Source organism: Amycolatopsis keratiniphila subsp. keratiniphila (assembly GCF_001620365.2).
GTDB lineage: Bacteria > Actinomycetota > Actinomycetes > Mycobacteriales > Pseudonocardiaceae > Amycolatopsis > Amycolatopsis keratiniphila.
In genome coordinates this window covers 69,865-90,247 of the sequence record NZ_LQMT02000007.1, presented here as the reverse complement: position 1 = coordinate 90,247, position 20,383 = coordinate 69,865, and the positions used below count along the sequence as shown (strand labels likewise).

Annotated in this window: 13 protein-coding genes; all 13 read left to right on the top strand. The window is 67.7% G+C overall.

Features of this window, described 5'->3' with window-relative positions; all coding sequences use genetic code 11:
• Positions 1 to 14 precede the first annotated feature (14 nt).
• The 13 genes from AVR91_RS04785 (at position 15) to AVR91_RS04725 (ending at position 20,309) form a co-directional block, all read left to right on the top strand.
• Positions 15 to 986 carry an ABC transporter substrate-binding protein gene (locus AVR91_RS04785; protein ID WP_016334656.1) on the top strand — a complete coding sequence of 324 codons (972 nt, stop codon included), beginning with the start codon at positions 15 to 17 and terminating at the stop codon, positions 984 to 986.
• A 22-nt stretch (positions 987 to 1,008) separates the two neighbouring features.
• Positions 1,009 to 2,511, top strand: a complete 1,503-nt coding sequence (locus AVR91_RS04780; RefSeq protein ID WP_063270795.1) for a sugar ABC transporter ATP-binding protein — start codon at positions 1,009 to 1,011, stop codon at positions 2,509 to 2,511.
• A complete protein-coding gene (locus AVR91_RS04775) occupies positions 2,508 to 3,545 on the top strand; it encodes an ABC transporter permease (RefSeq protein ID WP_063270794.1) in 1,038 nt (345 codons plus the stop codon). The genes AVR91_RS04780 and AVR91_RS04775 overlap by 4 nt, the downstream gene beginning before the upstream one ends.
• Positions 3,542 to 4,525 carry a galactofuranose ABC transporter, permease protein YjfF gene (gene yjfF, locus AVR91_RS04770; protein WP_016334653.1) on the top strand — a complete coding sequence of 328 codons (984 nt, stop codon included), beginning with the start codon at positions 3,542 to 3,544 and terminating at the stop codon, positions 4,523 to 4,525. Before AVR91_RS04775 ends, yjfF begins: the two co-directional genes overlap by 4 nt.
• A gap of 137 nt (positions 4,526 to 4,662) precedes the next feature.
• The gene (araB, locus tag AVR91_RS04765) at positions 4,663 to 6,336 is read left to right on the top strand and encodes a ribulokinase (RefSeq protein ID WP_063273682.1); all 1,674 of its coding nucleotides are present in this window, start codon (positions 4,663 to 4,665) and stop codon (positions 6,334 to 6,336) included.
• Complete coding sequence (locus tag AVR91_RS04760; protein ID WP_063273683.1) at positions 6,333 to 7,019, top strand: L-ribulose-5-phosphate 4-epimerase; 687 nt, start codon at positions 6,333 to 6,335, stop codon at positions 7,017 to 7,019. Before araB ends, AVR91_RS04760 begins: the two co-directional genes overlap by 4 nt.
• Positions 7,016 to 8,521 carry an L-arabinose isomerase gene (araA, locus tag AVR91_RS04755; protein ID WP_063273684.1) on the top strand — a complete coding sequence of 502 codons (1,506 nt, stop codon included), beginning with the start codon at positions 7,016 to 7,018 and terminating at the stop codon, positions 8,519 to 8,521. The genes AVR91_RS04760 and araA overlap by 4 nt, the downstream gene beginning before the upstream one ends.
• Before the next feature lie 26 nt (positions 8,522 to 8,547).
• Positions 8,548 to 9,675, top strand: coding sequence for a multiple monosaccharide ABC transporter substrate-binding protein (chvE, locus tag AVR91_RS04750; RefSeq protein ID WP_063273685.1), 1,128 nt, complete (start codon positions 8,548 to 8,550; stop codon positions 9,673 to 9,675).
• Between the two features lie 4 nt (positions 9,676 to 9,679).
• On the top strand, positions 9,680 to 11,203 hold the full coding sequence (gene mmsA / locus AVR91_RS04745) for a multiple monosaccharide ABC transporter ATP-binding protein (RefSeq protein ID WP_199750191.1): 1,524 nt from the start codon (positions 9,680 to 9,682) through the stop codon (positions 11,201 to 11,203).
• A gap of 3 nt (positions 11,204 to 11,206) precedes the next feature.
• Positions 11,207 to 12,454 (top strand): multiple monosaccharide ABC transporter permease, encoded by a 1,248-nt coding sequence (mmsB, locus tag AVR91_RS04740; protein WP_063273686.1) that lies wholly within the window; start codon positions 11,207 to 11,209, stop codon positions 12,452 to 12,454.
• A gap of 103 nt (positions 12,455 to 12,557) precedes the next feature.
• Positions 12,558 to 15,092 carry an alpha-L-arabinofuranosidase C-terminal domain-containing protein gene (locus tag AVR91_RS04735; protein ID WP_143253886.1) on the top strand — a complete coding sequence of 845 codons (2,535 nt, stop codon included), beginning with the start codon at positions 12,558 to 12,560 and terminating at the stop codon, positions 15,090 to 15,092.
• A gap of 2 nt (positions 15,093 to 15,094) precedes the next feature.
• Positions 15,095 to 16,552, top strand: coding sequence for a family 43 glycosylhydrolase (locus AVR91_RS04730; protein ID WP_228709126.1), 1,458 nt, complete (start codon positions 15,095 to 15,097; stop codon positions 16,550 to 16,552).
• Between the two features lie 22 nt (positions 16,553 to 16,574).
• Complete coding sequence (locus tag AVR91_RS04725) at positions 16,575 to 20,309, top strand: glycoside hydrolase family 2 TIM barrel-domain containing protein (RefSeq protein ID WP_063271778.1); 3,735 nt, start codon at positions 16,575 to 16,577, stop codon at positions 20,307 to 20,309.
• Positions 20,310 to 20,383 lie beyond the last annotated feature (74 nt).

Here is a 20,383-nt window from a genome sequence, read left to right as displayed (position 1 = left end):
ATCTAGGAGTCGATGTGGCAAGAAAACCGTGGACGGCGATCGTGGCCGGAGTGGCCGGGCTGCTCCTGCTCTCCGCGTGCGGCGGTGGCGGCGGGACGGGTGGCGGCGGCGCCCTCACCCTCGGGTTCGCCCAGGTGGGCGCGGAAAGCGGCTGGCGCACGGCGAACACGAAGTCGATCCAGGAGTCCGCGAAGGCGGCCGGGATCGAGCTGAAGTTCTCCGACGCGCAGCAGAAGCAGGAGAACCAGATCGCCGCGATCCGGTCCTACATCCAGCAGAAGGTCAAGGTGATCGCCTTCTCGCCGGTCGTGGAATCCGGCTGGGACACCGTGCTCAAGGAGGCGAAGACGGCGAACATCCCGGTGATCCTCACCGACCGGGCCGTCGACTCGCCGGACAAGTCGCTGTACAAGACCTTCCTCGGTTCGGACTTCGTCGCCGAGGGCAAAAAGGCGGGCGAGTGGCTGGCCAAGGAATTCGGCTCCGCGGCGGGTGACGTCAGCATCGTGGAACTGCAGGGCACCACCGGTTCCGCGCCGGCGAACGACCGTAAGAAGGGCTTCGCCGACGTCATCGCGTCGAACCCGAAGTTCAAGGTCGTCGCGTCGCAGACCGGTGAGTTCACGCGCGCCAAGGGCAAGGAGGTCATGGAGGCCTTCCTGAAGTCCCAGCCCAAGATCGACGTGCTCTACGCGCACAACGACGACATGGCCCTCGGCGCCATCGAGGCGATCGAGGCGGCGGGCAAGGTGCCCGGCAAGGACATCAAGATCGTCTCGGTCGACGGCGTCCGCGACGCCCTGCAGGCACTGGCCGACGGCAAGATCAACCACGTCGTCGAATGCAACCCGCTGCTCGGCCCGCAGCTGATGGACCTGGTGAAGAAGGTCGCCGCCGGGGAGCAGGTGCCGCCGCGCATCGAGACCACCGAGACCGAATTCGACCAGGCCGCGGCGAAGGCCGCGCTGCCGCAACGCCAGTACTGAGCCGATGACGGAAACCCCTGCGATGCTGCGGATGAGCCATATCCGGAAGGAATTCCCCGGCGTGGTCGCCCTCGACGACGTCTCCTTCCGGATGTTCCCCGGCGAGGTGCACGCCCTGATGGGCGAGAACGGTGCCGGCAAGTCCACGCTGATCAAGGTGCTCACCGGCGTTTACGGGGTGGACGCGGGCACCATCGAACTCGACGGCGCCCGGGTCGCGTTCAGCGGCCCGGGGGAGGCACAGCGCTCCGGCGTGAGCACCGTCTACCAGGAAGTGAACCTCTGCCCGAACCTGTCGGTGGCGGAGAACATCTGCCTCGGCAAGGAGCCGCGACGGCGTGGCCGCATCGACTGGCGCGAGACGCGCCGCCGGGCGGCCGCGCTGCTGGCCAGGCTGGACGTCGAAGTGGACGTTTCGGCCGAGCTGGGCAGTTGCTCGATCGCGGTGCAGCAACTGGTCGCGATCGCCAGGGCGCTCGACGTCGAGGCGCGGGTGCTCGTGCTCGACGAGCCGACGTCCAGTTTGGACGCGGGCGAGGTCGAGCAACTGCTGAACGTGGTGCGTTCGCTGCGGGACCAGGGGATGGCGATCCTGTTCGTCTCGCATTTCATCGAACAGGTCTTCGCCGTCGCGGACCGGATGACGGTGCTGCGCAACGGAAAGCTGATCGGGGAGTACCGCACCGAGGAGATCACCCCGGTCGACCTGGTGACCAGGATGATCGGCAAGGAACTCGCGGCGCTCGAAGACATCGAGGACGCGGGGCACAGCCGGTCGGACGTCGCCGGGGCGCCCGTCTTCCTCGAAGCGGGCGACGTCGGCCGCAAGGGCGGTGTCGCGCCGTTCTCGCTCGACATCCGGTCCGGCGAGGTCGTCGGCCTCGCCGGGCTGCTCGGTTCGGGCCGCACCGAACTGGCGCGGTTGTTGTTCGGTGCCGATCACGCGGACAGCGGCTCGGTGCGGATCGACGGCGAGCCGGTGTCGCTCAAGACACCGCGGACCGGCCTCGACCACCGCATCGCGTTCTGCTCGGAGAACCGCAAGACCGAAGGCCTCGTCGAGGAACTCACCGTGCGGGAGAACATCGTGCTCGCGCTGCAGGCCTCACGTGGCTGGACCCGGCCGATCCCGCGGCGGCGGCAGGACGAGATCGCCGAGCGCTACATCAAGGCGCTCGACATCCGGCCCGCCAGCGCGGAGGCGAAGGTCGGCGACCTGAGCGGCGGCAACCAGCAGAAGGTGCTGCTCGCGCGGTGGCTCATCACCGAACCGCGGCTGCTGATCCTCGACGAGCCGACGCGCGGGATCGACATCGGCGCCAAGACGGAGATCCAGCGGCTGGTCGCGCGGCTCTCAGGGGAGGGGATGGCCGTGGTGTTCATCTCCGCCGAACTCGAGGAGGTGCTCCGGCTGAGCCATCGGGTCGTCGTGCTGCGCGACCGCGCGGTGGTCGCCGTGCTGGACAACGAAGCGCTGACCGCGGACCAGGTGATGGCGACGATGGCCGAAGGAGTCGCACGATGACCAAGCATCGGTTGTTCTGGCCGGTCGTCGCGCTGCTGGCGTTGCTGCTCGGCGACCTCATCGCGCATCCGGCGTTCTTCGCGATCGAGTTCCGCGACGGACATCTCTACGGGAACCTGATCGACATCCTCAAGAACGGCGCCCCGCTGATCCTCATCGCGATCGGTATGACGCTGGTGGTGGCGACGCGGGGGATCGATCTCTCCGTCGGTGCCGTCGTCGCGATCAGTGGCGCGCTCGCGTGCCTGCACCTCAGCGGACTCGGCGATCAGAACAGTGTCGGCGGGACGCTCGCGGCGGTCGGGATGGCGCTGGGGCTCGCCCTCGTGCTCGGTCTGTGGAACGGCTGGCTCGTGGCGGTGCTGGGCATCCAGCCGATCATCGCGACGCTGATCCTGATGGTCGCCGGTCGTGGCATCGCCCAGCTGATCACCGGTGGCCAGATCATCACCGTCAATTCGCATCCGTACGAATGGATCGGCAGCGGCTTCACCTTCGGCCTGCCCAGTGCGATCCTCATCGCGCTGGCCGTGTTCGCCATCGCCGCCGTGCTGGTCCGCCGGTCGGCGCTGGGGCTGCTGGTCGAATCGGTGGGCGGAAACCCGGAGGCGGGCAGGCTCGCCGGGCTCAGGTCGGCGCGGCTGATCTGGCTCACCTACGTCTTCTGCGCGCTTTGCGCCGGCATCGCCGGTCTGATGATCAGCGCGAACGTGCACAGCGCCGACGGCAACAACGCCGGGCAGTTCATCGAACTGGACGCGATCCTCGCCGTCGTCATCGGCGGGACGCAGCTGACCGGCGGCCGGTTCTCGCTCACCGGCTCGGTGATCGGCGCGCTGCTCATCCAGACGTTGACGACGACGGTCTACGCGCTCGGCATCGCGCCGCAGGCGATCATGCTGTTCAAGGCCGTGGTCGTGCTGGCGGTCTGCCTGATGCAGTCGCCGGTGTTCCGCCGGAAGCTCGCCCGGCGGCGGAGAACGGCCCCGCCGTCGCCCGCGGTCCGGCCGGAGAAGGTGGAGGCCGGGGTATGACGACACTCGACCGCATCAAGGGTTACCGTCCCCGGCAACGGCATCTGCCGATCCTGGCGACGATGGCGATGCTCATCGGCGCGTACGTCTACGGCGCTTCGAGCTACACGGCGTTCGGGTCCGGCCAGGTCGTGCTCGACCTGTTCATCAACAACGCCTTCCTGCTGGTCGTCGCCGTCGGGATGACGTTCGTGATCCTCACCGGCGGCATCGACCTGTCGGTGGGCTCGGTGGTGGCACTGTCCACTGTGGTCTCGGCCGACCTGCTGCAGAACCAGGGCTGGCCGGTGCTCGCGGTGATCCCCGCGGTACTGGCGATCGGCGCGGCGCTCGGCTTCGGGATGGGCGTGCTGGTCCAGGTGTTCGAGATCCAGCCGTTCATCGCGACGCTGATCGGGATGTTCTTCGCCAGGGGGCTCTGCTACACGATCAGCACCCAGGCGTACTCGATCGACGATCCGACGGTCGCGAGCCTCGCGCAGACGCAGATCCCGCTCGGCGGGGAGCTGCACATCTCGATCGGTGTGGTCGTCGCGCTCGTGGTGGTCGGGGCGGCGGCGTACGTCCTGTACGGGACCAGGTTCGGCCGGACGGTGTACGCGATCGGCGGGAACCCGAAGTCGGCGTTGCTGATGGGGCTCAATGTCGGCCGCACACGGATCACGGTCTACACGCTCAGCGGGTTCTGCTCGGCGCTCGGCGGGCTGCTCCTGGTGCTGTACAAATCCTCCGGCGATCCGCTCAACGGTGTGGGGCTGGAGCTCACCGCGATCGCGGCCGTCGTCATCGGCGGCACGCTGCTCACCGGCGGCTCCGGCTACGTCCTCGGGACGGTGCTCGGGATCATGGTGCTGGGCATCATCCAGACCCTGATCACCTTCGACGGCACGCTGAACTCCTGGTGGACCTCGATCATCACCGGTGCGCTGCTGTTCGCCTTCATCGTGCTGCAACGCCTCGTCGGGAGGCGGGCGACGTAAGACGGAACTCGCGTGATTGTGCCCGTGACTCGCGTGATTGAAGGCGGACCGGCTTCAATCACGCGAGTCACGGCTCCAAACACGGGTGATCGTGGTTTTCGACCAGAAATGTGAACGCTAACAGTTCGGGAGAAGAAGTGAGTACAAGGGAGCCGCTGGTCGTCGGCGTCGACTTCGGGACGCTGTCCGGCCGGGCCGTCGTGGTCCGCGTCCGCGACGGGGCGGAACTGGGCAGCGCGGTTTCGGAGTACCGGCACGGCGTGATCGACCGGATCCTGCCGCAGACCGGCCACGGGCTTCCGCCGGACTGGGCGCTCCAGGTGCCGTCGGACTACGTCGACGTCCTCCGCACCGCCGTGCCGGAGGCCGTCCGTACGGCCGGGGCGGATCCCGCCGACGTGATCGGCATCGGCACCGATTTCACCGCGTGCACCATGGTGCCGACGACGGCCGACGGCACGCCGCTGTGCGAACTGCCCGAGTTCGCCGGGGACCCACACGCCTACGTGAAGCTGTGGCGTCATCATTCCGCCCAGCCGCAGGCCGACCGGATCAACGCGCTGGCCCGGAAGCGCGGCGAGTCTTGGCTGCCGCGCTATGGCGGGCTGATCTCCTCGGAGTGGGAGTTCGCCAAGGCGCTGGAGGTCTTCGAAGAGGCGCCCGAGGTCTATACCCGGATGCGCCACTGGGTCGAACTCGCCGACTGGATCGTCTGGCAGCTCACGGGAACCTACGTCCGCAACGCCTGCACCGCCGGCTACAAGGGCATCCTGCAGGACGGCCACTACCCGAGCACGGAGTTCCTGGAGGAGCTGGCTCCCGGCTTCGGGTCCTTTGTGGACGACAAGCTCGTGCACCCGCTGGGCGCCCTCGGCGCGAAGGCGGGCCGCCTGAGCGCTCAAGCGGCGGAATGGACCGGGCTGCCCGAAGGGATCGCGGTCGCGGTCGGCAACGTCGACGCGCATGTCACCGCCCCCGCCGTCCAGGCGGTGGAGCCGGGGCAGATGGTCGCGATCATGGGCACCTCCACCTGTCACGTGATGAACGGCGCCGAACTGCGCGAGGTGCCGGGGATGTGCGGTGTCGTCGACGGCGGGATCGTGTCCGGGAAGTGGGGTTACGAGGCCGGGCAGAGCGGTGTCGGCGACATCTTCGCGTGGTTCGTCGAACACGGTACGCCCGCGTCCTATGTGGACGACGCCAGGGAGGCGGGAATCTCGGTCCACGAACTGCTCACGCGGCTCGCCTCGATGCAGGAGATCGGCGAACACGGACTGGTCGCGCTCGACTGGCATAGCGGGAACCGGTCGGTACTGGTCGACCACGAGCTGTCCGGCGTCGTCGTCGGGCAGACCCTCGCGACCCGCCCCGAGGACACCTATCGCGCGCTCCTGGAGGCGACCGCGTTCGGTACCAGGACGATCATCGAGACCTTCGAACGCGCCGGGGTACCGGTCACCGAACTGATCGTCGCCGGTGGCCTGGTCAAGAACCCGCTCCTGATGCAGATCTACGCCGACGTCACGAACCTGCCGCTTTCCGTTGCCGGTTCGGCGCAGAGTCCCGCGCTGGGCTCGGCGATCCACGCCGCGGTCGCCGCCGGGGCGCACGCCGACGTCCCGGCCGCCGCGCTCGCGATGGGCTCGGTCCGCCGGGCGGTCCACCGCCCGATCGCCGAGAACGTCAAGGCCTACAACGACCTCTACGCCGAGTACGCCGCGTTGCACGACTACTTCGGCCGAGGGGCCAACGACGTCATGCACCGGCTCGCCGCCCGGCGCCGTTCCGTCCGGAAAGGACTGCACCGATGAGCCTCGCCGTGGAGATCACGGACACCTTCGAAGAGCTGCGCGACACCGTCGCCCGCTTGCACAGCGAGCTGACCCGCTACGAGCTGGTCATCTGGACCGCGGGCAACGTGTCGGCGCGGGTCCCCGGACACGACCTGATGGTGATCAAGCCGTCCGGGGTGTCCTACGACGAACTGAGTGCCGACACGATGGTCGTCACCGACCTGTACGGCGAGGTCGTCCACGGCGACCTCGCGCCGTCCTCGGACACGGCCGCACACGCCTACGTCTACCGGCACATGCCGGAGGTCGGCGGGGTCGTGCACACGCATTCGACCTACGCGACCGCGTGGGCCGCGGTCGGGGAGCCGATCCCGTGCGTGCTCACGATGATCGCGGACGAGTTCGGCGGCGAGATCCCGGTCGGGCCGTTCGCGCTCATCGGAGACGACTCGATCGGCCGGGGCATCGTCGAGACGCTGCGGTCCAGCCGGTCGCCCGCGGTGCTGATGCGCAACCACGGCCCGTTCACCGTCGGCCGCACCGCACGCGACGCGGTCAAAGCCGCCGTGATGGTCGAGGACGTCGCCAAGACCGTCCACCTCGCTTCCGCGCTGGGCACGCCGGAACCACTGTCCCGACAGGACGTGGACCGGCTCTACGCGCGCTACCAGAACGTCTACGGCCAGCAGGGAGAGAAGTGAGCACACAACGCAAGACCGAGGTCTGGTTCCTCACCGGGAGCCAGGCGCTGTACGGCGAGGAGACCCTCGAACAGGTCGCGGGCCAGTCGTTGCAGATCCAGCGGATGCTGGCCGACACCGGCCGGATCTCGGCGGAGATCGTCGCCAAGCCGGTGCTGACGGAGCCGTCGGCGATCCGGCGGGTGATGCTCGAAGCCAACGCGGACGACGCGTGTGTCGGGGTGATCGCCTGGATGCACACGTTCTCGCCGGCGAAGATGTGGATCACCGGGCTCGACGCGCTGCGGAAACCTCTGCTGCACCTGCACACCCAGCTCAACGAGGCGCTGCCGTGGGAGTCCATCGACATGGACTTCATGAACCTGAACCAGGCCGCGCACGGCGACCGCGAGTTCGGCTACATCCAGACCCGGCTCGGAGTGCCGCGCAAGACCATCGCCGGGCACGCCGCGGATCCGTCGGTCGCCGACCGGATCGACGCCTGGGTCCGCGCGGCGGTCGGCCGCCAGACGATCGGCTCGCTCAGGCTCGCGCGGTTCGGTGACAACATGCGCGACGTCGCGGTCACCGACGGGGACAAGGTCGAGGCGGAGCTGAAGTTCGGCGTCTCGGTGAACACCTACGGCGTCAACGAACTCGTCGCCCTGGTCGACGCGGTGTCCGATACGGAGGTCGACAAGCTCGTCCAGGAGTACGCCGACACGTACGCGCTCGCACCGGAACTGACGAAGGCGGGGGAGCGGCACGAGTCGCTGCGCTACGCGGCCCGGATCGAGCAAGGGCTTCGCACGTTCCTGACAGGCGGCGGTTTCGGCGCGTTCACCACGAACTTCGAGGACCTCGGCGGCCTGCGGCAGCTCCCCGGCCTCGCCGTGCAGCGGCTGATGGCCGACGGCTACGGCTTCGGCGGCGAGGGCGACTGGAAGACGTCCGCGCTGCTGACCGCGGTGAAGGCGATGGGCCGCGATTCCGAGCGCGGAACGTCCTTCATGGAGGACTACACCTACCACTTCGGCCCCGGTGAACCGAAGATCCTCGGCGCGCACATGCTCGAGGTTTGCCCGAGTATCGCCGCCGCCAAGCCTTCGTGCGAGATCCATCCGCTCGGCATCGGCGGCCGTGAGGATCCCGTCCGGCTGGTGTTCGACGCCGCCGCCGGTGACGCCGTGGTGATCGGCCTCGCCGACCTCGGCGACCGGTTCCGGCTGGTGGCCAACGAGGTCGAGGTCGTCGCACCGGACGAACCGCTGCCGAACCTGCCGGTGGCGCGCGCGGTGTGGAAGCCGGCGCCGTCGCTGGCGACCTCCGCCGAGGCGTGGATCACCGCGGGCGGACCGCACCACACGGTGCTCACCCAGGCCGTCGGCGCCGAAACGATCCGGGATTTCGCCACCATGCTCGACGTCGAACTGCTGGTGATCGACCAGTCCACGACGCCCGCCTCGATCGCCGACCGGATGCGCTGGAACCAGGCGTACTACCGGCTCGCACAAGGATTCTGATCGGTCCCCACCGGAAAGAAGGAACAATGAAGTTCACGAAACTGGCCACATTGGCCGTGGCGGTCGGCCTCGGTGCCGCGCTGACGGCCTGCGGTTCGAGTCAGAAGACCGTCGATCAGCAGGCGGCCGCGGGAGGTGCCGCGGGTGGGCTCGTCGGCGTCACGATGCCGACCAAATCCTCGGAGCGCTGGATCCACGACGGCGACAACATCAAGGCGGCGCTTGAGAAGCTGGGCTACCAGGTCGACCTTCAGTACGCCGAGGACGACATCCCCACCCAGGTGAACCAGATCGAGAACCAGATCACCAAGGGCGCGAAACTGCTCGTGATCGCCTCGATCGACGGCACCGCGATCACCACCCAGCTGCAGGAGGCCGCGGACAAGAAGATCCCGGTCATCGCCTACGACCGGCTGATCCGCAACACGCCGAACGTCGACTACTACGCGACCTTCGACAACTTCAAGGTCGGCGTGCAGCAGGCGACGTCGCTGCTCACCGGGCTCAAAGTGCTCAAAGAGGACGGTTCGCCGGGTGAGGGCAAGGGCCCGTTCAACATCGAGCTCTTCGCGGGTTCGCCGGACGACAACAACGCGACGTTCTTCTTCAACGGCGCCATGTCGGTGCTGAAGCCGTACCTCGACAACGGGACGCTGGTGGTCAAGAGCGGCCAGACCGCGTTCAACGTCGCGGCGATCCTGCGCTGGCAGGCGGCGACCGCGCAGCGGCGGATGGAAGACCTGCTGACCAAGACCTACAGCTCCGGCGACAAGGTCCAGGGCGTGCTCTCGCCGTACGACGGGCTCTCCATCGGCATCCTCTCGGCGCTCAAGAGCAATGGTTACGGAACACCTGGCCAGCCGTATCCGGTGGTCACCGGACAGGACGCCGAGGTCGCGTCGGTGAAGTCGATCATCGCGAACGAGCAGTACTCGACGATCTTCAAGGACACCCGCAAACTCGCCGAGACCACGGTCAAGATGGCCGACGCGGTGCTCAAGGGCGGCAAGGCCGAGACCAACAACACGACGGATTACAACAACGGCCAGAAGGTCGTCCCGGCGTTCCTGCTGGAGTCGGTGATCCTCAACAAGGGCAACTACCAGAAGGAACTCATCGACTCGGGCTACTACAAAGCGGAACAGCTGAGGTAGGGACGTGACCGACGAAATCCTTCGGATGCGGGGGATCACCAAGACCTTCCCCGGCGTCAAGGCGCTGCAGGACGTCAACCTGTCGGTGCGCCGGGGAGAGATCCACGCGATCTGCGGCGAGAACGGCGCGGGCAAGTCCACGCTGATGAAGGTGCTCTCGGGCGTCTACGCGCACGGCTCGTACGACGGCGAGATCGTCTTCGACGGCGAGCCGTGCGCGTTCTCCGCGATCCGCGACAGCGAACGGCGCGGCATCGTGATCATCCACCAGGAACTCGCGCTGTGCCAGCAGCTGTCCATCGCGGAGAACATCTTCCTCGGCAACGAGAAGGCCCGCGGCGGGCTGATCGACTGGAACCGGACCAACGCCGAAGCCGGCGAGCTGTTGCGGCGCGTCGGCCTGCGGGAGAACCCGGTGACGCCGGTGCTGGACATCGGCGTCGGCAAACAGCAGTTGGTGGAGATCGCCAAGGCACTGTCCAAAGAGGTCAAACTGCTGATCCTGGACGAGCCGACGGCGGCGCTGAACGACGACGATTCGGCGCATCTGCTCGAACTGTTGCGCGGGCTTCGCGACGACGGCGTCACCTGCGTCCTGATCTCGCACAAGCTCAACGAGATCGCCGCGATCGCCGACTCGATCACCATCCTGCGCGACGGCAGGACGATCGAGACGCTGGACGCGAGCACGGTGACCGAAGACCGGATCATCGCCGGGATGGTCGGCCGGAAGCTGGAGAACCGGTTCCCGCCGAGGGAACCGCGGATCGGCGACGAGGTCCTCCGGATCGAGGACTGGACCGTGCACAGCCCGACGCAACACGGCCGGGTGGTCGTCGACGGCGCGAGCCTGACGCTGCGGCGCGGCGAGATCGTCGGGCTGGCGGGGCTGATGGGCGCCGGGCGGACCGAACTCGCGATGAGCGTGTTCGGTCGCTCGTACGGCAAGGACATCTCCGGCCGCCTGATCAAGGACGGCAAGGAGATCGAGGTGCGCACGGTCGGCGACGCCGTCGCGAACGGGATCGCCTACGCCACAGAGGATCGCAAACGCTACGGCCTGAACCTCATCGAGGACATCCAGCGCAACGTCTCCGGTGCCGCGCTGGGCAAACTCGCGCGCCGCGGCTGGGTGGACGAGAACGAGGAACACCGTGTCGCCGAAGAATTCCGCAAGAGCATGAACATCAAGGCACCGGACGTGCGCAGCGTGACCGGCACGCTCTCCGGCGGCAACCAGCAGAAGGTCGTGCTGTCCAAATGGATCCTCACCGATCCGGACGTGCTGATCCTCGACGAGCCGACCCGCGGTATCGACGTCGGCGCGAAGTACGAGATCTACACGATCGTCAACCGGCTCGCCGACGAGGGGAAGGCCGTGCTGGTCATCTCGTCCGAGCTGCCGGAGCTGCTCGGCTTGTGCGACCGGATCTACACGCTGTCGGCCGGCCGGATCACCGGTGAGGTCGGCCGGGCCGAGGCCACCCAAGAGGTCCTCATGCGGGCGATGACCAGGGAACAGGAGTAAGACATGAGCACCGCCTCCGCCGACACCGTCACCGGTGCCGGTGAACAGCAGGGAGCCGCGCCGGCCAGGGCGCCGCGCCGGATCTCGTTCAACCCGCGCGAGAGCGGCATCTACGTCGCGTTCGCGCTGATCGTCGTGTTGTTCTCGATCCTCACCGGCGGCGCGCTGCTGGAACCGCAGAACATCTCGAACCTGATCGTGCAGAACTCGTACGTGCTGATCCTCGCGATCGGCATGATCCTGATCATCATCGCCGGGCACATCGACCTGTCGGTGGGGTCCGTGGTGGCGTTGACCGGCGCGATCTCGGCCGTGCTGATGGTGAACCTCGGCGTGGCGTGGCCGATCGCGTTGCTCATCACGCTGGTCGTCGGCGCGGTGATCGGGGCATGGCAAGGGTATTGGGTCGCGTACTTCGGGATTCCCGCGTTCATCGTGACGCTGGCCGGGATGCTGATCTTCCGCGCGCTGACGCTCACCGTGCTCGGGAATCAGGGGATCGGCCCGTTCCCGGACGAGGTGCGCACGCTGGCGAACGGGTTCACCGGCGGCTATCTCGGCAACATCGGGCTCGGCCCGCTCGGCGGCGCCGACGTGGTCAGCCTGCTCGTGGGTGCCCTTGCCATCGCGGGTGCGATCGTCTCGCGGTGGCGCAAGCGGACGGCCCGGCTGAACTACCTGCAAGAGGTCGATCCGCTGCCGATGTTCCTGCTGAAGATCGCCGCGGCGGCCGCCGTCGTGCTGTTCGTGGTGGTGCAGCTGGCGCGGTACAAGAACCTGCCGTGGGTGCTGATCCTGCTGTCCGTGCTGGTGATCGGCTACTCGCTGGTGACGACGCGGGCGGTGTTCGGCCGCCACATCTACGCCATCGGCGGGAACCTGCAGGCGGCGACGCTGTCCGGCGTGAAGGTCAAGAGCGTGACGTTCTGGATCTTCGTCAACATGGGCGTGCTCTCCGCGCTCGCCGGGATCATCGTGGCCGGACGGCTCAACCAGGCCGGGCCGACCGCGGGCAACATGTTCGAACTCGACGCGATCGCTGCGGCGTTCATCGGCGGCGCCGCGGTGCAGGGCGGGGTCGGCAAGGTGGTCGGCGCGATCACCGGCGGGCTGATCATGGGCGTGATCAACAACGGCATGTCCCTGATCGGCGCGCCGACCGAGAGCGTGAACCTGGTGAAGGGCTTCGTGCTGCTCGCCGCCGTCGCCTACGACATCTGGACCAAACGGCGGGCCCGGACCGCCGCCTGACGTCGTGAGTGGCGATTCGGGTTCTAACCCGAATCGCCACTCACGACCAACTTGACCGACGCCTCACCCCCGGTTTCCTCGCAACGTCGCGAAAGGAAGTGCTGTGCGCAGCAGATCAGCCCGGATAAGTGTGCTGTCCCTGACCATCGCCGCCGGTGTCCTCGTGCCCGTTCAGACCGCTTCGGGCCAGACACCGGCGACCGACTACAGCCTCGCCGTGGACGCGGCGGGACGTGGTGCCACGATCGACCGTTCGATGTACGGCGTCTTCTTCGAGGACATCAACCGTGCCGCGGACGGCGGGCTGTACGCGGAACTCGTGCAGAACCGCTCCTTCGAATACGACAAGGCCGACAACGCGTCGTACACCCCGTTGACGTCGTGGGCACCCACGTCGGTCGACGGGGGCACCGGCACGGCGACGGTGGCCGACGACGACCTGCGGCTCAACGAACGGAACCGGCGCTATCTCAAGCTCCAGTTGTCGAGCGGCGAGTACGGCGTCGCGAACTCGGGCTACAACTCGGGGATCCGGGTCGAAAGGGGCAAGCAGTACGACTTCTCGGTGTTCGCCCGGACCGATCGCGCGGCGGGCACCCCGCTCACGGTGGCCGTCACCGACCCGGCGGGGAAGACGCTCGCCGATCCGCTGCGGGTCCAGGTCCGCGGCGATGGCTGGGTCAAGTACACAGGCACCGTTCGAGTGCGGGAGTCGAGCGCGCTGGGCAGGCTCGCGCTGACCGCGTCCGGCGGTGGCACGCTGCGGCTGGACATGGTGTCGCTCTTCCCTCGCGACACCTACAAGAACCGTCCCAACGGCATGCGGGCCGACCTCGCGGAGAAGATCGCGGCGCTCAAGCCCGGTTTCGTGCGCTTCCCCGGCGGCTGTCTCGTCAACACCGGCAGCCACCAGGGCTACGAGGCGCCGAACTGGGAGCGGAAGCGCTCGTACCAGTGGAAGGACACGATCGGCCCGGTCGAGCAGCGGGCCACGAACGCGAATTTCTGGGGCTACAACCAGTCCTACGGCATCGGCTACTACGAATACTTCCAGTTCTCCGAGGACATCGGTGCGATGCCGCTGCCAGTGGTGCCGGCGCTGGTCACCGGCTGCGGGCAGAACAAGGCGACCGATGATCCGGCGCTGCTGCGGCGGCACATCCAGGACACCCTCGACCTGATCGAGTTCGCCAACGGCCCGGCCACCTCGACCTGGGGCAAGAAGCGGGCCGAGATGGGGCATCCGGCGCCGTTCAACCTGACGCATCTCGGTGTCGGCAACGAGGAGAACCTGCCCGACGAGTTCTTCGCCCGGTTCACCGAGTTCCGCAAGGCGATCGCGGCGAAGTACCCGGGCATCACGGTGATCAGCAACTCGGGACCGGACGACACCGGCACGACGTTCGACCGGCTGTGGGACCTGAACCGGAACGCGAAGGTCTCGATGGTCGACGAGCATTACTACAACAGTCCACAGTGGTTCCTGCAGAACAACCAGCGGTACGACTCCTACGACCGCAACGGTCCGAAGGTGTTCCTCGGGGAGTACGCGTCGCTGGACAACAAGTTCGGCAACGCGCTGGCCGAGGCCGCGTACATGACCGGGCTGGAACGCAATGCCGACGTCGTCAAGCTCGCGTCGTACGCGCCGCTGCTGGCGAACACCGACTACGTGCAGTGGAAACCGGACATGATCTGGTTCGACAACCAGCGCTCGTGGGCGTCGGCCAGCTACGAGACGCAGAAGCTGTTCATGACCAACGTCGGTGACCACGTCGTCCCGAGCAAGGCGTCGGCCACACCGGCCACGGTCGCGCCCATCTCAGGTGCGATCGGGCTGTCCACCTGGGCGACGAGCGCGGCGTACGACGACGTCAAGGTCACCTCGGCCGACGGCGTGCCACTGTTCTCGGACGACTTCTCCGGCGACGATTCGCGCTGGTCGAAGGTGGCCGGACGGGGATCGTGGGCGGTGTCGAACGGTGCCTACGTCCAGTCGGATCAGGCGGCCGAGAACACCCTCGTGACCGCCGGCGATCCCTCGTGGAGCAACTACGACTTCTCCGTGAAGGCGACCAAGACTGGCGGCAAGGAAGGCTTCCTGATCGCGTTCGGCGTGAAGGACACCGGCAACAACTACTGGTGGAACCTCGGCGGCTGGAACAACACCGTCTCGGCCGTGGAGAAGACCGAAGGCGGCGGCAAGCAGACCCTGCTTCAGAACGACACCAGGATCGAGACCGGCAGGCAGTACGACCTGCGGGTGGAGGTCCGGGGCCGTCAAGTGACGTTGTTCCTCGACGGGCAGAAGTGGGGTTCGTTCACCGACGACAAGGTCGCCGAGCCGTTCCGTCAGGTCGTCACTCGGGACGTCAAGACCGGGGAACTGGTGGTCAAGGTGGTCAACGCCCAGGCATCGGCCGCCCGGACCCGCGTCGACCTCGGAGCTCACGTCCAGCCTGGCGCGACCGCCCGCGTGACGACGTTGCAGGGCTCGCCGGACGACGTCAACACCGCCTTCACCACGCCGATCGCACCGCGCGAATCGCGGTTCTCCGGCGTTTCGAACACCTTCACGTACACCTTCCCGCCGAACTCCGTGACCTTCCTGCGGTTCCCGGCCCGAGTGAGGGGATGACCATGACCATCGACCGTCGTGACCTGTTCAGAGCGGGAGGCGGGCTGCTGGCCGCCACCGCCGTCGGAAGCCTGGCGCCGGGTACGGCTCAGGCCGCTGACGCCGCACCGACGTCGTTGACCACCCGGAACCCGCTGGTCGAGCAGCGGGCGGATCCCTTCATCACCCGGCCGGTGAACGGGATGTACTACCTGACCGGTTCGGTGCCCGAGTACGACCGGATCGTCGTCCGCGGTGCAGCCACGCTCGACGGCCTGGCCACCGCCCGGGAGACGACGATCTGGCGACGTCCGTCGTCCGGGAAGATGGGCGGCCACATCTGGGCGCCGGAACTGCACCGGATCGACGGGCGCTGGTACGTCTACTTCGCCGCGGGCGACTCCGACGACGTGTTCCGCATCCGGACCTACGTGCTGGAGTCCACTTCGGACGATCCGCGTGCGGGCACCTGGGTCCTTCGCGGACAGATGGTGACGAAGTGGGACACCTTCACCCTGGACTCGACGACGTTCGAGCATCGCGGCAAACGGTACTTCGCCTGGGCGCAGAGCGAACCCGGGATCGCCACCAACAGCAATCTGTACCTCGCCGAGATGGCGTCACCGCTCGCGCTGAAGGGCGATCCCGTCCGGCTCGCGGTGCCGACGCCGCCCTGGGAGATCCAGGGGTTCAAAGTCAACGAAGGGCCGGCGGTGCTCATCCGCAACGGGCGGGTGTTCATGACGTACTCGGCCAGCGCCACCGACGCCCGCTACTGCATGGGGCTGCTCACCGCCGACGAACGTTCGGATCTGCTGGACCCACGGTCGTGGACGAAGTCGCCGCAGCCGGTGTTCACCACGAACGAGGCGACCCGGCAGTACGGTCCCGGGCACAACTCGTTCACCGTCGCCGAGGACGGCTCCGACGTCCTCGTGTACCACGCCCGCGACTACCGCGACATCACCGGCGACCCGCTTTACGACCCGAATCGGCACACCCGGATCCAGCGGCTGTACTGGAACGACGACGGGACGCCGAGTTTCGGCGTCCCGGTCGGCAAAGGCGGACCTTGCGTGCGACTGTCCCCGTTGGACGATCCCGCGTCGTACGTGCGGCACTACGAATACCGGCTGACCGCGGACGGCAATGTCCGGGAGCTGGCCGATTCCCAGTTCCGCATCGTCGCGGGGTTCCGCGGCGCGGGCACCGTCGCATTGCAGTCGGTGAACTTCCCGGACCGATATGTCCGGGTCGTCGACGCGACGACCGTGCGGATCGACCCGTACGACGAAAGCGACGCCTATGGCCGGGCGGCGAGTTTCACCCAGGTGCCGGGCCTTTCCGACCGGCTGGCGGTGTCGTTCCGTCTCCCGGGTGAACCTGCCACCTATTTGGCCCACGACAAGGGAAGGATCTTGGTCTTCCGTCCCGGTACCGCGGTGCGGGATCGTCAACGGGTCAGCTTCCGGCTCGGCTGAACTCCCTGGGAGGTTGAACGCAGTGCTGCGAACACGCCCCATCGTCCTGGTTCTGGCGATGCTCGCCGGGACCCTCGTCGCGACCGGCTCTCCGGCGGCCGCCGACGTCCAGTCCTATCTCGACGATCCACGAAAAGTCTCCGAAGGACAGGAGCCACCGCACGCCCACCTTCGTCCGTACGCGGATGTTTCCGCCGCGGCCCGCCGTGACGAACGCAGCCCCTACACGATGTCGCTCGACGGCAAATGGCGGATCGCCATGGCGGACAATCCCTCTCTGGTGCCGAAGGGGTTCCACGACGACGGATACGACACGTCGGGCTGGCGCGAGGTGTCCGTGCCGCACACCTGGCAGACGGACGGTCTGGACCACCCGATCTTCCGCAACATCGCCACCGAGATCCAGCCCGACGACCCGCCGCGCGTCCCCCGCGACGTGAACCCGACCGGCGCCTACGTCCGCGACTTCACCCTGCCCGCCCAGTGGTCGGAGCGCGAGACCTTCCTGCGCTTCGAGGGCGTCACGTCGGCGTACTTCGTCTGGGTGAACGGGACGTACATCGGCTATGACCAGGGCGGCTACACGCCTGCGGAGTTCGACATCTCCTCCGCGCTGCGGCCGGGGCCGAACCGGATCGCCGTGCAGGTGCACCGCTGGAGTGCCGGTGCGTACCTGGAAGACGTCGACCAGTGGCGATACTCGGGCATCTTCCGCTCGGTGACCCTGCATTCGACGCCGGGGACGTTCATTCAGGACGTCGGGCTGACGACCGATCTCGACGCGACCTACACCGATGCCACCCTCAAGGCCGCGGTCGAGGTCGCCACCAAACCCGGCGGTACCGCCGGCAAGCACCGCGTGGGGCTCAGCTTGCGCGACGCGGCGGGCAAGGAGGTCGGGACCACGAGTGCGGAGGTCGACGCGGGCGGCAAGACCGCGTTGAGCCTGCCCGTCCGCAACCCGGCGAAGTGGACCGATGAGACGCCGAACCTCTACACGGCCGTCCTCACGCTGACCGCGCCCGACGGCCGCGTCACGCACATCACCAGTGAGACGACCGGGTTCCGCGAGATCGAAATCCGCGACAAGCAGCTGCTGGTCAACGGGAAACGGGTGCTGTTCAAGGGCGTCAACCGCGCCGAGACCGACCCCGATCACGGCAGGCACGTGCCCCGGCGCGCGCAGGAGCGTGACGTCGCGCTGATGAAGCAGCTCAACGTCAACGCTGTCCGCACTTCGCACTACCCGTCGGATCCCTATTTCTACGAACTGGCCGACCGGCACGGGCTCTGGATCGACGACGAGATCGACATCGAGACCCACAACCACGAGAACTGTGCCCGCTATTGCCAGGCGAACGACCCGGCCTGGCGGGACGCGTTCTTCGACCGCATGATCGGCATGGTCGAACGGGACAAGAACCACCCGAGCGTCTTCCTGTGGGACACCGGTAACGAGGCAGGTCTCGGCGCGCACCACTTCGCGCTGGCGGAATGGCTGGACGCGAACGAGCCGACCCGGCCGATCTACCACCAGTCGAACAGCCCGGACGGTGACGCGCCGTTCGCCGACGTCTGGGGGCCGCGGTATCCGTCGCCGGAGAAGTTCGCCGAACAGGCGAAGAACACCACGAAACCGCTGATCTTCGGGGAGTACGCCCACGCGATGGGCAACAGTCTCGGCAACTTCCGGGAGTTCTGGGACACGATCCGGGCGAATCCGCAGACCCAGGGCGGGTTCATCTGGGACTGGGCGGAGCAGAACATCCGGCAGCCGATCCGGCTCACGCCGGATTCGTCGGGTAACGACATCTCGGCGCATCTCAGTGGAAAACCGGAGCTGGTCGACGGTCATCGCGGCAAGGCGCTGGCGTTGTCGGGTCTCGACGATTTCGTCGAGGTCTACCGCGACCGGAAACTCGACATCACCGGGAAGGCGCTCACGCTGGACGCCTGGGTGAAACCGGGGAAATGGACCGGTGACTTCCGCATCCTCGGCAAGGGCGACCACCAGTACGCGCTGAAGATGAAGACGCAGGACACGCTCGAGTTCTTCATCCACAGTGGAACGTGGCAGGCGGTGCAGGCGAAGGTGCCCGCCGACTTCTACGGGAACTGGCACCGGGTGAGCGGCACCTACGACGGGACGGCCCTGCGGCTGTATCTCGACGGCAAGGAGATCGGGAGCAAGCCGTTCACCGGCGCGATCGACTCGTCCTCGGCCGAGGTCAACGTCGGCCGCGACTTCGAGACGTCGTGGAACGACCCGTCGACCATCGGCTGGATGGGCCGCGGAGCCGTCGACGACGCCCGCATCTACGACAAGCCGTTGTCCGCCACGGAGCTGTCCGGCGCGGCTCCCGCGGACGGGGCCGTGCTGGCACTGGACTTCGACAGCGTCACGGAGCGGGGGAGTCACCTGTCCTACGGCTCCAGTCTGTCCGGTGTGGACGGCCTGATCGGCTCGGACCGTTCACTGCAACCGGAAACCGCGCAGATGGCTTGGGCGCATCAGCCGCTGCGATTCGCCTACTCGGGCGGCACGGTCTCGGTGACCAACGAGCGGCAGTTCAAGGGCACGGACGAGCTGAACCTGCGGTGGCGGATCCAGGAAGGCTCTCGGGTGGTTGCCCGCAGCGAGCAGCCGTTGCGGGTCGCCGCGGCGTCGACCGGGAAGGTCGCCGTCCCGGTGCCGCCGAATCCCGCGGATCGCGAACGGTTCCTCACCGTCGAAGCGGTGACGACCCAGGGCGAGCCGATGCTCGCGCGAGGTCACGTCCTGGCGCACGACCAGTTCTCCCTTGGCGGGACACGGGTTCCGGGCCTGGACAGGACTCCGCTCGACGGGAAGTCGGTCGGAGTCGTGGAGGACGCCGCTTCGGTGACGGCCTCGGCGGCCGGCGTCACGTACCGAGTCGACAAGACCGACGGCACGCTGACGTCGATCCGGTACCAGGGCAAGGAACTGCTGAGCGGCGGGCCGAAGCTCGACACCTGGCGGGCGCCGATCAGCAACGAGACCTTCGCCTGGGGCCGGGCCGAGGGCGAGGATTGGCGCAAGGCCGGGCTCGACCGGCTGAAGACCACGGTCACCGGCGTCCGGGTCGAGAGGGACGGCTCACGCGGTGTGCGGGTGATCGTCGACAGCCGGGTCGCGGCGCCGGACGTCGCCGGGGCGTGGTTCGACCAGACGATGACCTACGCCGTCGACCGGACCGGGACGCTGAGCCTCGGCAATCGGGTGGTCCCGCAGGGGAGTGTGCGCACTCTGCCGTATCTGCCGAGGATCGGTGTCTCGCTGGCGGTGCCGGACCGGTATGACCGGTTCGCCTGGTATGGACGGAAAGCCGAGAGTTACGTCGACCGCAAGGACGGGACGCCGATCGGCGTGCAGTCGAGCACCGTCGACGAACAGTACGTCGAGTACCACCGGCCGCAGGACCACGGCAACCACACCGACAGCCGGTGGGCGCTGCTCACCGACGGTCGGACCGGTGGCCTGCTGGTCGGGGGCGCGAGCGACGTCAGCGTGACCCCGTTCGACGACCTCGACCGGGCGGCGTACCCGTTCCAGTTGCAGCGCAACAAGGGCTGGTTCACGCTGCACGCGAGCCACGCGGTGACCGGCGTCGGGGACACGCCCAACCCGGTGCGGGAACGCAGTCAGGTCCAGCCGGACAGCACGTACGAGTACACGCTGTCGCTGCGTCCCTTGACCCCGCAGGAGGCGCGGGCGGGGCTGCCGACCGGCGGCTGACCCCGCGGCTTCGTAAGTGGGTGGTGAAGGCCTCCTTGCCTACTCTGAAGGTAGGGAAGGAGGCCTTCACCATT

Coding starts and splice junctions, on each gene's coding strand:
- AVR91_RS04780 (WP_063270795.1), top strand. CDS start 1,009: ATGCTGCGGATGAGCCATATCCGGAAGGAATTCCCCGGCGTGGTCGCC.
- AVR91_RS04775 (WP_063270794.1), top strand. CDS start 2,508: ATGACCAAGCATCGGTTGTTCTGGCCGGTCGTCGCGCTGCTGGCGTTG.
- yjfF (WP_016334653.1), top strand. CDS start 3,542: ATGACGACACTCGACCGCATCAAGGGTTACCGTCCCCGGCAACGGCAT.
- AVR91_RS04760 (WP_063273683.1), top strand. CDS start 6,333: ATGAGCCTCGCCGTGGAGATCACGGACACCTTCGAAGAGCTGCGCGAC.
- chvE (WP_063273685.1), top strand. CDS start 8,548: ATGAAGTTCACGAAACTGGCCACATTGGCCGTGGCGGTCGGCCTCGGT.
- mmsB (WP_063273686.1), top strand. CDS start 11,207: ATGAGCACCGCCTCCGCCGACACCGTCACCGGTGCCGGTGAACAGCAG.
- AVR91_RS04730 (WP_228709126.1), top strand. CDS start 15,095: ATGACCATCGACCGTCGTGACCTGTTCAGAGCGGGAGGCGGGCTGCTG.